This is a genomic window from Agrobacterium sp. 22-209-1 (assembly GCF_053522485.1).
Genome location: NZ_JBNWCH010000007.1, coordinates 178047 through 191691, shown reverse-complemented (window position 1 = coordinate 191691; position 13645 = coordinate 178047). Strand labels below are relative to the sequence as shown.

General features: G+C 58.3%; 13 protein-coding genes and 1 tRNA gene. 11 read left to right on the top strand and 3 right to left on the bottom strand.

Annotated elements, in window-relative coordinates; translation table 11 throughout:
• The first annotated feature begins 68 nt into the window (after nt 1–68).
• The 9 genes from ACQZ48_RS17020 (at nt 69) to ACQZ48_RS16980 (ending at nt 8682) form a co-directional block, all read left to right on the top strand.
• A complete protein-coding gene (locus ACQZ48_RS17020) occupies nt 69–809 on the top strand; it encodes a DUF1868 domain-containing protein (protein ID WP_191217281.1) in 741 nt (246 codons plus the stop codon).
• A gap of 171 nt (nt 810–980) precedes the next feature.
• Complete coding sequence (rpmF, locus tag ACQZ48_RS17015) at nt 981–1166, top strand: 50S ribosomal protein L32 (RefSeq protein ID WP_003507205.1); 186 nt, start codon at nt 981–983, stop codon at nt 1164–1166.
• Nucleotides 1167–1352: 186 nt separating this feature from the next.
• Nucleotides 1353–3155: a sensor histidine kinase gene (locus ACQZ48_RS17010; protein WP_173987812.1), complete on the top strand. Its 1803-nt coding sequence runs from the start codon at nt 1353–1355 to the stop codon at nt 3153–3155.
• Complete coding sequence (locus tag ACQZ48_RS17005; RefSeq protein ID WP_191217282.1) at nt 3152–4498, top strand: sigma-54-dependent transcriptional regulator; 1347 nt, start codon at nt 3152–3154, stop codon at nt 4496–4498. The genes ACQZ48_RS17010 and ACQZ48_RS17005 overlap by 4 nt, the downstream gene beginning before the upstream one ends.
• Before the next feature lie 197 nt (nt 4499–4695).
• A complete protein-coding gene (locus ACQZ48_RS17000) occupies nt 4696–5679 on the top strand; it encodes a tripartite tricarboxylate transporter substrate-binding protein (protein WP_077984628.1) in 984 nt (327 codons plus the stop codon).
• A gap of 100 nt (nt 5680–5779) precedes the next feature.
• A complete protein-coding gene (locus tag ACQZ48_RS16995) occupies nt 5780–6241 on the top strand; it encodes a tripartite tricarboxylate transporter TctB family protein (RefSeq protein WP_077984585.1) in 462 nt (153 codons plus the stop codon).
• Nucleotides 6242–6250: 9 nt separating this feature from the next.
• Nucleotides 6251–7756 (top strand): tripartite tricarboxylate transporter permease, encoded by a 1506-nt coding sequence (locus ACQZ48_RS16990; protein WP_077984584.1) that lies wholly within the window; start codon nt 6251–6253, stop codon nt 7754–7756.
• 148 nt (nt 7757–7904) lie between these two features.
• A complete protein-coding gene (locus tag ACQZ48_RS16985; protein WP_077984626.1) occupies nt 7905–8117 on the top strand; it encodes a SlyX family protein in 213 nt (70 codons plus the stop codon).
• A 13-nt stretch (nt 8118–8130) separates the two neighbouring features.
• Nucleotides 8131–8682, top strand: a complete 552-nt coding sequence (locus ACQZ48_RS16980) for a DUF924 family protein (RefSeq protein WP_448729051.1) — start codon at nt 8131–8133, stop codon at nt 8680–8682.
• 67 nt (nt 8683–8749) lie between these two features.
• Here the strand turns inward: ACQZ48_RS16980 and dnaJ are convergent, their stop codons facing one another.
• The 3 genes from dnaJ to ACQZ48_RS16965 form a co-directional block, all read right to left on the bottom strand.
• On the bottom strand, nt 8750–9883 hold the full coding sequence (gene dnaJ, locus ACQZ48_RS16975) for a molecular chaperone DnaJ (RefSeq protein WP_077984581.1): 1134 nt from the start codon (nt 9881–9883) through the stop codon (nt 8750–8752).
• 90 nt (nt 9884–9973) lie between these two features.
• Nucleotides 9974–11875 (bottom strand): molecular chaperone DnaK, encoded by a 1902-nt coding sequence (gene dnaK / locus ACQZ48_RS16970; RefSeq protein ID WP_077984580.1) that lies wholly within the window; start codon nt 11873–11875, stop codon nt 9974–9976.
• A gap of 309 nt (nt 11876–12184) precedes the next feature.
• A tRNA-Ser gene (locus tag ACQZ48_RS16965) sits at nt 12185–12274 on the bottom strand.
• Between the two features lie 220 nt (nt 12275–12494).
• Here ACQZ48_RS16965 and ACQZ48_RS16960 point away from each other — a divergent pair.
• Together ACQZ48_RS16960 and msrA are read left to right on the top strand one after the other, a co-directional pair.
• Entirely contained in the window at nt 12495–12812 is a 318-nt protein-coding gene (locus ACQZ48_RS16960) for a hypothetical protein (RefSeq protein WP_142913793.1), read from the top strand.
• Nucleotides 12813–12887: 75 nt separating this feature from the next.
• The gene (msrA, locus tag ACQZ48_RS16955) at nt 12888–13538 is read left to right on the top strand and encodes a peptide-methionine (S)-S-oxide reductase MsrA (RefSeq protein WP_448729050.1); all 651 of its coding nucleotides are present in this window, start codon (nt 12888–12890) and stop codon (nt 13536–13538) included.
• Nucleotides 13539–13645: the final 107 nt, after the last annotated feature.

Here is a 13645-nt window from a genome sequence, read left to right as displayed (position 1 = left end):
ATGAGCGGCGGATGTCATTACTTTGTCGCGTGCGGGGACTAGGGGAAACGTTTCACAAGGAGTTTCCCATGCACGCCCCGCTGGTCTCGAAAGATCTCGACTATATTTCCGTCGCCAACCACGATCAGCCGCCGCGCCATCTCGGCAGCCGCTTCAATGCGGATGGCGAGTTTCTGCCGGAGCCCGGCAATACCGTTGTAAGCCATCTCGCCAGCGGATCGCAGACCGAAAAAGCGATCATCGCAACCCGCCAGCGCTTTCTGGACATGCCGGAGGCGTCGCAGCTTGCCTTCACGCCGATTTCCAGCCTGCATATGACCGTGTTTCAGGGCATCATCGAGTTCCGCCGCGCCTTGCCCTACTGGCCGGAAAACATTCCTCTCGATACGCCGATTGACGTGATGACCGATTATTATCGCGACCGGCTCTTCGCCTTTCCGGCCCTGCCGGCATTCAACATGCAGGTGACGGGCCTGCGCCCGACGGGCCTTGTCATGAAGGGTGCTACGGCCGAGGATGACCGGATCGTGGCTCTCTGGCGGGATGAATTTGCCAAGTTGTTCGGCTATCGCCACCCGGATCATGAAACCTACGAATTTCACATCACCCTGTCTTACATCATCAGCTGGTTCGAGCCGGAAACCCTGCCGCGCTGGCAGGCCATGCTGGATGAAGAACTTGAAAAACTGCGCGCTGCCGCGCCGGTCATAGAGATGCGACCGCCAGCTTTCTGTGAATTCAAGGATATGAACCACTTCAAGGAACTCGTTGTTTTCGATAAACCCGCGCCTGTGATTTCCGATATCTGAGACAGGCCTGCCGCGCTGATTTCCCTGAATCGGAAAAAATGCGCATCAGGGCTGGTCAAAGCCCGTTTGGGCATGTATAAGCGCGCCAAATTTCCGATATCGAGACATCCGACATTCGGCCTTTGGTTCTGGCCGGTTCCGTTGTTTCGCCGCTTAAGTGGAGTAACAAAAATGGCTGTACCAAAAAGAAAAACAAGCCCGTCCAAGCGCGGTATGCGCCGCTCGGCTGACGGTCTCAAGTCTGCAACCTACGTTGAAGACAAGAACTCCGGCGAACTGCGCCGTCCGCACCATATCGATCTGAAGACCGGTATGTATCGCGGCCGTCAGGTTCTGACGCCGAAGGAAAGCGCATAAGCTTTTCTAAAAGCATCTATGCAAAAACCGGCCCCCGTGGCCGGTTTTTTGTTTTGAGGGCCGTTCTGCTGTCTTTTCCGCTCACTTGGAAAATTCGGCCACTCCTCCTACACTCTTTTAGAGAGAGCAGGTTTCGATGCCTGCAAAAGGCGGGGAGCTTCGGTGAAATATCGCTGGATTTTGTTGATGCTTCTCAGCCTCGGTCTCGGTTATGGCGCCGTGACCAGAGGTGGCGGCATTATTGCGGAAAGCTATTTCGGCGAAATGTCCGATCAGGGCCGCACCACTCTGCGGCTGGCCGTTTCCGCCCTCGGCGGGCTTTTGAGCCGCTACGAGCCGCTGCCGGCTCTGATCGCCGATCATGACGACATTGAGGAACTGGTCGCACATCCCAAGGATGCCGAACTGCGCCAGCGCGCCAATGTCTATCTCAAATCCATCAACACCCTGCTGGAATCCTCCGATATTTACATCATCACGCTGGATGGGGAGACAATCGCCGCCAGCAACTATGATGGTCCAACCAGCTTCGTCGGTGAGAATTTCAGCTACCGTCCCTATTTTCAGGACGCCGCCAAAGGTTTCCAGTCGCGGTTCTTCGCGCTTGGCACCACGTCCCACAAGCGTGGCTATTATTTTTCGGCGCCCATCCTTTTTAATGAGGAGATCAAGGGCGTCATCGTCTTTAAGGTCGACATTGAAGGCATAGAAGCCTCCTTCGGCAATGGCGAGAACCGAATTCTGGTATCGGACCCGGAAGGCATCATCTTCATGACTGGAACGCCGCAATGGCTTTATTCCGGCCTGATGCCGCTGACGCCCGAGAGGCTGGCGCGCACGGAGACTTCTCGCCGCTACGCCAATGCAACGCTGAAGGAGTTGCCGGTGAAAAACGGCAACTTTGGCTCCCATCAACTGATGACAATCACCCAAAATGACGGTGAAAGGGAATATATGGTCCTGTCGCAGCCGATGCCCGACGCGGGCTGGACAGTCAGTGTGCTGATGGACACGGGTTCCCTCCGAACGCAGGTGAAGACGGCGATGATAGCCATCATCCTCTGCCTGTGTCTTGCTGCCGCGCTGATCGCCGCCATGCTGCAAAGGCGTCGTCGTCTGCGCGAACGCCTGACCCATCAGGCGGAGGCGCAGGCGGAGCTGGAACGCCGGGTGGAGGAGCGCACCGCCGATCTGGCGCGGGTCAATCAGGAGATCGAACACGAAGTCGCAGAGCGCCGCCAGACGGAAAAACAGTTGCGCAAGATGCAGAACGAGCTGGTGCAGGCGGGCAAGCTCGCAGCGCTCGGCCAGATGTCGGCGGCGTTGTCGCATGAGTTCAACCAGCCGCTCGCAGCCGCCAAGAATTATGCCGAAAACGCCTCGCTTCTCGTGGAACGGGGACGGCTGGAGGAGGTGACAGAAAACCTCAGGCGCATTTCGGGCCTTATCGACCGTATGGCCTCCATCAGCAAACATCTCAGGAATTTCGCCCGTAAACCCAATGAAAAAACGGCCGCGGTAAGTCTCGAAGCTGTCCTTCGCGATACGCTCGAAATCGTCGGCGCGCGGCTGAAGGCCGCCGATGCGGTGCTGGATGTGGATCTCGGTCGGGTTCCGCTTGCCGTGAAAGCCGGCCCGGTGCGGCTGCAGCAGGTGCTCGTCAACATCATCTCCAATGCTGCCGATGCGGTGGAGGGACGCGAGGAACGCCGCATTGCGCTGCGGGCCGTGCAGCACGGCCAGTCGGTGTCGATTTTCATTCTTGATCGCGGTCCGGGCGTGCCGGCGGCGATTTCAGAACGCATTTTCGATCCCTTCTTCACCACCAAGGGCGTGGGGCGCGGCCTCGGTCTTGGCCTGTCCATATCCTATAATATCATCAAGGATTTCGGCGGCCAGCTGCGCGTCAGAAACCATGAAGACGGCGGGGCGGAGTTCGAGATCGAATTGCCAGCCGCCGCGTGGCGCGTGGAGGCGGCTGCGGAATGACCATGTCGCGGGTTCTATTGATCGATGATGAGGAAGAGCTGCGCTTTTCCACGGCGCAGGCGCTGGAGCTCTCAGGCTGTGACGTCACCATGCTCGCAAGCGCCGAACATGCGCTCGAACTCATCGGCTACAGCTTCGACGGCGTGGTGGTTAGCGATATCCGGATGCCCGGCATGGATGGTATGACGCTGCTGCAGAAGGTGCGGGAGCTTGATGCGGAGATACCTGTCATCCTGATGACAGGCCATGGCGATGTGCAGCTCGCGGTCAACGCCATGCGCAACGGCGCTTATGATTTCATCGAAAAGCCGTTCACGCCGCAATATCTCGCCGGCATCATAAAAAGGGCCAATGATCGGCGGGCGCTGGTGCTGGAAAACCGCCGTCTCAAGGCGGTGGCAGGCAAGCATGACGATCTCGAAACACGTCTGCCCGGCAGAACCCAGATCATGGTCGATCTGCGGTATCGTATCCGCGCTATCGGTGCGACGGACGCCGATACGCTGATCGTCGGTGACACGGGCGCCGGCAAGGAGGTCGTGGCGCGCGCGCTTCACGATATCAGCGCCAGGGCCAACCGGCCATTCGTGGCGATCAATTGCGCCGCCCTTCCGCAGACGTTGATCGAAAGCGAGTTGTTCGGTCATGAGGCAGGCGCCTTCCCCGGTGCGCTGCGCCCGCGCTACGGCAAGTTCGAACATGCTCGCGGCGGCACCATATTGCTGGATGAGATCGGCTCCATGCCCTTCGAATTGCAGGGCCGCTTCCTGCGTGTCTTGCAGGAACGGGTGATTACCCGTCTCGGCTCGAATGAAACGGTCGAACTCGATGTCCGTTTTATCGCCACCAGCAAGGTCGATCTGGAACAGGAAGTCGCGGCCGGTCGGTTCCGTGCGGATCTTCTTTATCGGCTCAACGTGGCGACACTTCTCGTGCCGTCGCTCTCGCAGCGCAGCGCAGATATACCGTTACTTTTCCTGCATCTCGTGCGGGAAGCTGCTGCCCGCTACGGGCGGGAAGACATGGAGGTGCCGCAAAGTCTGCTTTCGGTCGTCTCCCTGCGTGAGTGGCCGGGCAACGTGCGTGAACTGCGCAATGCGGCAGACCGTTTCGTTCTCGGTCTGGAAAGCGATGTGTCCGAAGCCTCCCTGCCGTTTCATGATGACGGAAAAGCGGCCCTTGCCACACGGGTTGCGGCTTATGAAAAAAGCCTGATCGCACACGCAATCGCCGTGCACGGCGGAAATCTGAAATCCGTTTATGAAAATCTCGGCATTTCGCGCAAAACGCTCTACGAAAAAATGCAGAAATACGGCCTGCACCGGCACATGACCGAGGTCTGATGGGTGGATTTCCACCCATAGATCATTCCTTATGGGTAGAAATCCACCCATTGCCGTCCGGGATGGCAATAAAAGCGCACCGCACGACAAGACCGCCATTGCTGAACGGTGATCCCGGATCGCAAATATCTCACCCCGGTCGCCATGGAGGAGCATGCGCGGCTGAAGTGGCGAACATTTTCATCCGGGAGGAATCGATGAAAATACTGAAGACAGTCACCGGCCTTGCTGCTGCCGCTGCCGTTTCCCTTTTTGCGCTGTCCGCATCCGCTCAGAACTATCCAGAGCGCAATATCACCATGGTCGTGCCCTTTTCCGCTGGCGGCCCCACGGATACGGTCGCGCGTCTTGTCGCTGAATCCATGTCGAAGGACCTCGGCCAGCAGATCATCGTCGAAAATGTCGGCGGCGCAGGCGGCACGCTGGGTGCTGGTCGCGTGGCGTCGGCCGATCCGGACGGTTATACCGTTCTTCTCCACCATATCGGCATGGCGACCAGCGCCACGCTCTACCGCAAGCTCGCCTATGACACGCTGAACGCCTTTGAATATGTCGGTCTGGTCACCGAAGTGCCGATGACCATCCTGTCGCGCAAGACCCTCGAGACGACGGATCTGAAAAGTCTGATCGACTATGCCAAGGCGAACAAGGACAAGGTGACCGTCGCCAATGCCGGCATCGGCGCCGCCTCGCATCTGTGCGGCATGCTGTTCATGAGCGCCATAGAGACACCGCTTGTCACCGTTCCCTATAAGGGCACAGGTCCGGCCATGACCGATCTTCTCGGCGGCCAGGTCGACATCATGTGCGACCAGACCACCAACACCACCAAGCAGATTCAGGGCGGAACCGTGAAAGCCTATGCCGTAACCACGGCCAAGCGGCTGGACGTGCTTCCGGATGTGCCGACGGTTGTCGAAGCAGGCCTGCCGAAGCTCGAAGTAGGTATCTGGCACGGCATCTATACGCCGAAGGGCACGTCTGCCGAAATCAACGAAAAGCTCTCCAAATCGCTGCAGGCCGCGCTGAAGGACGAGAATGTCGTAGCTCGTTTTGCTGAACTCGGCACCACGCCTTCCTCTGAAAGCGATGCGACGCCTGCGGCGCTGAAGGCCAAGCTTGAAAGCGAAATCGCCCGCTGGAAGCCGGTGATCGAAGCTGCCGGCCAATATGCCGACTGATGGCTGAAAGAATTACCGGCGGCGTCATGCCGCCGGCTTTTTGCCATCGATTTAACGCGCGGGACGGTGGGTTGCCGGCCGCAGTGGAGGGGCATCTTTCATGAAGTCGTTTTTTATTGACCCTGCCGAAGCAGTCTGCGGGGCAATTTTTATTGGGCTTGGCGCATTTTTTGCCCTGCAGTCCTATGGGCTGGAGATTGGGAGCGCATTCCGAATGGGACCCGGCTATTTCCCGCTTGTTTTGGCGATCATTCTGGTCCTGCTCGGTGGGGTGATATTCATACGGTCCACGCGCATACAGGGTGAGGCTATCGGCGCGATTGCCTGGCGGGGGATATTTTTCATTCTGCCCGCCCCGATCTTCTTCGGCCTCACTGTCCGGGGTCTCGGTTTCGTTCCGGCACTTTTTTTCAGCGCCCTCATCGCTTCCTTCGCCTCGCACAAGATGAGCCCGGTCATGGCGGTCATTCTTTCCGCTGCGATCACGGTCTTTTCCGTCGCTGTTTTTAACTACGGTCTCGGCCTGCCGTTCCAGCGCTTCGGTCCCTGGCTTAAATTTTGAGGTGCCGTGATGGATTTGCTCGATAATCTCGCTCTCGGTTTCGTCACGGCTTCTTCGCTGGCAAACCTGTTCTTCTGCCTTATCGGCGTGTTGCTCGGCACTTTGATCGGCGTGCTGCCCGGCATCGGTGCGACGGCGACCATCGCCATGCTGCTGCCGATTACCTTCCAGCTCGAACCGGTCTCGTCGCTGATCATGCTCGCCGGCATTTATTACGGCGCGCAATATGGCGGCTCGACCACGGCCATCCTGATCAACATGCCCGGCGAATCCTCCTCTGCCGTTACCGCCATCGATGGCTATCAGATGGCGCGCAAGGGCAAGGCGGGGGCTGCTCTTGCCATCGCCGCCATCGGCTCGTTCTTTGCCGGCACGGTATCCACCTTCCTTGTGGCGATCTTCGCGCCGCCCTTGACGGCGATAGCGCTGGAGTTCGGCGCGGCAGAATATTTCTCGCTGATGGTCGTGGGCCTCGTCTCATCCATTGCGCTCGCCCATGGCTCCATCGTCAAGGCTCTGGCCATGGTCGTGCTCGGCCTGCTGCTCGGTCTGGTCGGCACGGATATTTACAGCGGCACGCCGCGCTTCACTCTCGGTATTCGCGAGTATGCCGACGGTCTGAACTTTGTGGCTGTGGCCGTTGGCGTCTTCGGTATCGCCGAGATCCTGCGCAATCTCGAAAACGAGCGGACCCGCTCTGTGCTGATCGCCAAAGTCAGCAGCCTGATGCCGTCGAAGGAGGACTTCAAGGCCATGATCGGTCCGGTGTTGCGCGGCACTGTCATCGGTTCGGCACTAGGTATTCTGCCGGGTGGTGGTGCCATCCTTGCGGCATTTGCATCCTATACGGTTGAAAAACGCGTCTCCAAGAACCCGAAAGAATTCGGGCATGGCGCGGTGGCCGGGGTGGCCGGTCCGGAATCCGCAAACAACGCGGGTGCGCAGACCTCCTTCATCCCGCTGCTCACGCTTGGCATTCCCGCCAATCCGGTCATGGCGCTGATGATTGGCGCGATGATCATCCAGGGTATCGTGCCGGGTCCGAACGTTGCGACCGAACAGCCGGCGCTGTTCTGGGGCATCATCGCCTCCATGTGGATCGGCAACCTGATGCTCGTCATCCTGAACCTGCCCCTGATCGGGCTGTGGGTGAAGCTTCTGACGGTGCCTTATTATGTGCTGTTCCCCATCATCATGGCCTTCTGCGCCATCGGGGTCTACAGCGTCAATTCCAACGTCTTCGATCTGTATGCCGTCGCCTTCTTCGGCTTCATTGGCTATGTGCTGGTGAAACTGCGCTGCGAACCTGCACCGTTGCTGCTGGGCTTCGTGCTCGGTCCGCTGCTGGAGGAGAACCTGCGGCGCGCCATGATTCTGTCGCGTGGCGATCCATCGACCTTCTTCACCCGGCCGATCAGCGCCACCCTGCTTTTCATCGCGTTGGCCGTGCTGATCGTCGTCTTTCTGCCCAGCGTGAAGAAGAAACGCGAAGAGGTTTTCGTAGAAGAAGACTGAGGAATGCCAAAGACTCGGATGCCGGCGATGGAAACACCGCCGGCTTTTTTCGTTTCCGGATCGCCATGACGAATTTGCTTCACCAAAGCGACATATGGTTGACTCCCAAGCTTTTACGCCCAAGGAAGGGCTGGAAAGAGAGGTCGATATGACGTCGGAAACCGAAAAACGCATCATCATACTCGAGGAAACGGCCGCGCATCAGGCGAAGGTGATAGAAGAACTCTCTGATCAGCTGGCGGAGCAGTGGAAGGTGGTGGAGCAGACCCGTGCCAAGCTGGACCGCCTGACGGAGAGGTTTCTGAGCCTCGAAGAGCAATCGCTGGACGCGCCTGCAATTACCCGGCCGCCGCATTATTGACAGGGAAGAGCCAATGAAAAACGACACCGCCGAGCTAGCCGCCGATATCGTCGATTTCTGGAAGAAGGCCGGACCGGAGAAGTGGTTCGACAAGGACGCCGCCTTCGATAACCGCTTTCACGACCGTTTCCGCGACGCCCATTTTGCGGCCGCAAGACGTGAATTGGACAACTGGCTGGAGGACGCGGAAAGCAGCCTCGCGCTGATGCTTCTGCTGGATCAGTTTCCGCGCAACTGCTTTCGCGGCACCGCGCACATGTATGCGACCGATCCTCTGGCGCGGCTTTTTGCCGATGAGGCCATCCACAGCGGGCATGATCAGGCGGTGAGTGAGGATTTGCGGGTGTTCTTCTATCTGCCCTTTTCCCATGCCGAAGATATCGAGGCCCAGCAGCGTGCCTGCGTCCTGAACTATCCGCTTGGCGGGCTTTATCTTCACCATGCCGAAGAACATCGCGATATCATCGAGCGTTTCGGCCGCTTTCCGCATCGTAACAAGATATTGTTGCGAGAAACGACACCGGAGGAGCGGCAATATCTGGAAGAGGGCGGCTTTTCCGGTTGAGCCAGAAACGAAAACGCCGCCAGTCCCTGATGGCGGCGGCGTTCTAAAAGCGGGGAAGCGGCAGCGATCAGCCGTCGAAGAATTCCTTCATCCGGGCAAAGAAGCCCGTCGATTCCGGATTATTCTCCTTGGAGGAGAGCTGCTCGAATTCCTGCAACAGCTCGCGCTGCCGCTTGCTGAGTTTCTGCGGCGTCTCGATCTGAATCTGGATATAAAGGTCGCCCGTCTGCGCTGAACGCAGCACCGGCATACCCTTGCCCTTCAGACGGAACTGCTTGCCCGGCTGGGTTCCTTCCGGAACCGTAACCCGCGATTTGGTGCCGTCGAGCGTCGTGACATCGAAAGTGCCGCCGAGCGCCGCCGTCGTCATGGAGATCGGCACGGTGCAATAAAGGTCGGCGCCGTCGCGCTGGAAGAATTCATGCGGACGCACGGACAGGAAGATGTAAAGATCGCCCGCCGGACCGCCGCGCATGCCAGCTTCGCCTTCCCCCTGCAAGCGAATGCGGGTGCCGTCTTCAATGCCCGAGGGAATGTTGACCGAGAGCGAGCGCTCTTCCGTTACACGGCCCTGACCATGGCACTTGCCGCACGGATCGGAGATCGTCTGCCCGCGGCCATGGCAGGTGGGGCAGGTGCGTTCCACCGAGAAGAAGCCCTGTGCTGCGCGCACGCGGCCGGAACCCTGACAGGTAGCGCAGGTCTTCGGCTGTGTACCTGGTTTGGCGCCAGAGCCCGAACAGACATCACAGGTGATCGAGGTAGGAACCCTGATCTGCGCCGTCTTGCCGGTGAAGGCCTCTTCCAGCGTGATTTCCATGTTGTAGCGAAGATCGGCGCCGCGTTCGCGCCCGCCGGAAGAGCGGCGCGCACGGCCACCACCCATCATCTCGCCGAAGATGTCCTCGAAGATGTCGGAGAAGCCGCCATTGGCGAAACCGCCGCCACCCATGCCGCCGCCGCCCATGCCGCCATTTTCAAATGCGGCGTGGCCGAAACGGTCATAGGCCGCTCGTTTCTGAGGGTCCTTCAACGTCTCGTATGCTTCGTTGATTTCCTTGAATTTCCGTTCGGAATCGGCATCGTCCGGGTTCTTGTCCGGATGGTATTTCATCGCGAGTTTGCGGAAGGCGCTTTTCAGCTCTTTTTCGTCCGCAGTCTTGCTGACGCCAAGTGTTTCGTAAAAGTCTGCTTTCGCCATTCAGTTAACAAGCCTCGCAAATGGATTTCCGGCTGCACGTCGGCAGCCGGATGTCTTGCATAAATTGTCAGGAGACGGAAAGTCACGCGATTAAGCGGACTTCTTGTCGTCCTTGATTTCTTCATAGTCGGCGTCGACGACGTCGTCCTTGCCTTCTTCGGAAGCATCGCCGGCCTCGGCCTGCTGCGCTTCGTAGATGGCCTGACCAAGCTTCATGGAAACTTCCATGAGGGTCTGGGTCTTGGCCTGAATGTCGTCTGCATCCGGCTCAGCGGCTTCGACGGCGGTCTTCAGGCTGGCAATGGCGTCTTCGATAGCCTTGCGGTCAGTTTCGGAAACCTTGTCGCCATATTCCTTCACCGACTTTTCGGTGGAGTGGATGAGGCTTTCGGCCTGGTTCTTGGCTTCCACACCCGCACGACGCTTCTTGTCGGCCTCGGCATTGGCTTCGGCGTCCTTCACCATCTTTTCGATGTCGGCGTCGGAGAGACCTCCGGAGGCCTGGATGCGGATCTGCTGTTCCTTGCCGGTGCCCTTGTCTTTCGCCGAAACCTGCACGATGCCGTTGGCGTCGATATCGAAGGTCACTTCGATCTGCGGAACGCCACGCGGTGCCGGCGGCAGGCCGACGAGGTCGAACTGGCCGAGCAGCTTGTTGTCCTGCGCCATTTCGCGCTCACCCTGCGAGACGCGGATGGTCACGGCCGACTGGTTGTCTTCGGCGGTCGAGAAGGTCTGGCTCTTCTTGGTCGGGATCGTCGTGTTGCGATCGATCAGACGGGTGAAAACGCCACCCAGCGTTTCGATGCCGAGCGACAGCGGGGTCACATCGAGCAGCAGAACGTCCTTGACGTCGCCCTGCAGAACGCCAGCCTGAATGGCGGCGCCCATGGCGACCACTTCATCCGGGTTCACGCCCTTGTGCGGCTCCTTGCCGAACAGCTGCTTGACGACTTCCTGGACCTTTGGCATGCGGCTCATGCCACCGACGAGAACGACTTCGTCGATCTCGGAAGCGGAAACGCCGGCATCCTTGAGCGCTGCCTTACACGGTGCGACGGTGCGCTGCACCAGATCGTCAACCAGGCTTTCGAATTTGGCGCGGGTCAGCTTCAGCGTCAGGTGCTTCGGACCGGAAGCATCGGCCGTGATGAACGGCAGGTTGATTTCGGTCTGCTGCGAGGAGGAAAGTTCGATCTTTGCCTTTTCGGCAGCTTCCTTGAGGCGCTGCAGAGCGAGCTTGTCGTTCTTCAGGTCGATACCCTGATCCTTCTTGAACTCGCCAGCCAGATATTCGACCAGACGCATGTCGAAGTCTTCACCGCCAAGGAAGGTATCGCCGTTGGTGGACTTCACTTCGAAGACGCCATCGCCGATTTCCAGGACGGAAATATCGAAGGTACCGCCGCCAAGGTCGTAAACCGCGATGGTCTTGCCGTCCTTCTTGTCGAGGCCGTAAGCGAGTGCTGCCGCAGTCGGCTCGTTGATGATACGCAGGACGTCGAGACCTGCAATGCGGCCGGCATCCTTGGTTGCCTGGCGCTGCGCATCGTTGAAGTAGGCGGGAACGGTGATAACGGCCTTCTCGACCTTTTCACCGAGATAAGATTCAGCCGTTTCCTTCATCTTCTGAAGGATCATCGCGGAAATCTGCGAAGGGGAATAGGGCTTGTCCTGCGCCTTCACCCATGCGTCGCCATTGTCACCCTTGACGATCTCGAAGGGAACAAGAGCCTTGTCCTTCTCGACGGTCGGGTCTTCATAACGGCGGCCGATCAGGCGCTTGACCGCAAACAGGGTGTTGGTCGGGTTGGTGACCGCCTGGCGCTTGGCCGGCTGGCCGACAAGGCGTTCGCCATCGTCGGAAAATGCCACCATGGACGGCGTGGTGCGCGCGCCTTCCGCGTTTTCAATTACTTTCGTGTCCTTGCCGTCCATCACTGCGACGCAGGAATTGGTCGTGCCAAGGTCGATACCGATTACTTTTGCCATGCTCTTCTCTCCTTGAAGCGAGCTGCCGGAACCCCGTGAGGCATTCTTGTGGCAACTCCTTGACTTGGATTTGCAGCCTTCGCTGCTGTTATGCGGCGTATATAAGGAGCGATTTTTCCTGCTGCAAGGCGCAAGACAGGGGGAAGCGCAGCAAAAAAGCGCAAGAAACCCCTGTCTGTGCAGAAGCATAGCCATCACTGCTTGCGGAAGCGGGAAAACGCGGCTCGGGCTCTACGCGGCGTTGCCGGTCGGCATCGCGGCGAACGACCCGTTGAGACTGGATTTTAACGGTATCGGGGTGGGGTGAAATGGCGGACAGGGTGGGATTCGAACCCACGGTACGCTTTCACGCACACACGCGTTCCAGGCGTGCGCCTTAAACCACTCGGCCACCTGTCCTTTTTCAAATCTGCATGTTTTGAAGAATGCAAATCACTGGAACGGCGCGATATATACCGATGAATTCGCAGGGATCAACACGAATCTGACAGTTTTTTGAAATGTCGGCAATTTCCTGTGTTCCGATGCGATTGCAAACCGGTTTTCCCGCCTTTATCGATGCATTATAGATTTGAAAATATGTCTGTCTGACCGACAGATCGTAAGCGAGGTGTCTCTGATGAAAGCTTTTTTGCGGTTTTTGAGCTTTCTTTTCCTCGTTGCTGCGGTTTTTCTGGGCGTGCTCGACTCGATCCGCTCGGTTTCCACATCCTCGGTCAACATCGCTGGCGTCCTGTCCGTCTGGAACTATCTTCTTCCTGCTTCCCGCACCATGGTGGAAGCGGCCATGGCTCACTATATTCACCCTGAAGCGTGGCGCTTCATTGAAAATGCCCTGTCGGCGGTGCCCGCATTTGCCGTTTCCCTGGCGCTTTCGCTGCTCTGCTGGATGGCGGGTTACAGGAAACACAAGGCGATGAGGCGTTTATCGGCCTGACTTTGTGTCTGTCGAAAGGATGCGCCCGCAGACGTGAACCATGAAAAGCGGCGGACTTGCCGCATGGAGGACCGAATGTTCCTGTTCGATACGCTTTCAAAAAAAACCACGATGCCGACTAAAGAAACCGCCTTGCCCGGCCGTGAAGAGGCGCTTGCGGTGCCGGAAGCCCATTTCGTCAATGGCCGGCCCTTGAAGGGGCCTTATCCTGAGGGACTTGAAACCATTTATCTCGGCATGGGCTGCTTTTGGGGTGCGGAACGGTTGTTTTGGAAAACGCCGGGTGTCTGGGTGACGGCGGTTGGTTATGCCGGCGGCTTCACCCGCAACCCCACCTATCAGGAGACGACGACCGGCCAGACGGGCCACGCCGAAGTGGTCAAGGTTGTATACGATCCGGCGGTTATCTCGCTTTCGGGCCTGCTGAAGATATTCTTCGAGGAGCATGATCCGACTCAAGGGATGCGGCAGGGCAACGATGTTGGCACGACCTACCGTTCCGCCATCTACGCGACGACGGAAGGGCAGTTGCAGCAGGCGCAGAAGGGGCGGGATGCCTTTCAGGAGGCCCTCAACGATGCCGGTCATGGCGCTACCATCACCACCGAGATCGGGCCGCTTGAAACGTTTTATTACGCCGAGGACTATCACCAGCAATATCTTGCCAAGAACCCCGGTGGCTACTGCGGCCTGAGGGGAACCGGCGTAAGCTGCAATATCGACTAGTTTTTTTGCAAGTCGCTCCGGTGGAAAGACCAAAAAAGCGCCAGAATAAAGTTTTTCCACCGGGTCAAAAAAACCGGATGAATTTTTCATTGAGCCATGCAAGGATA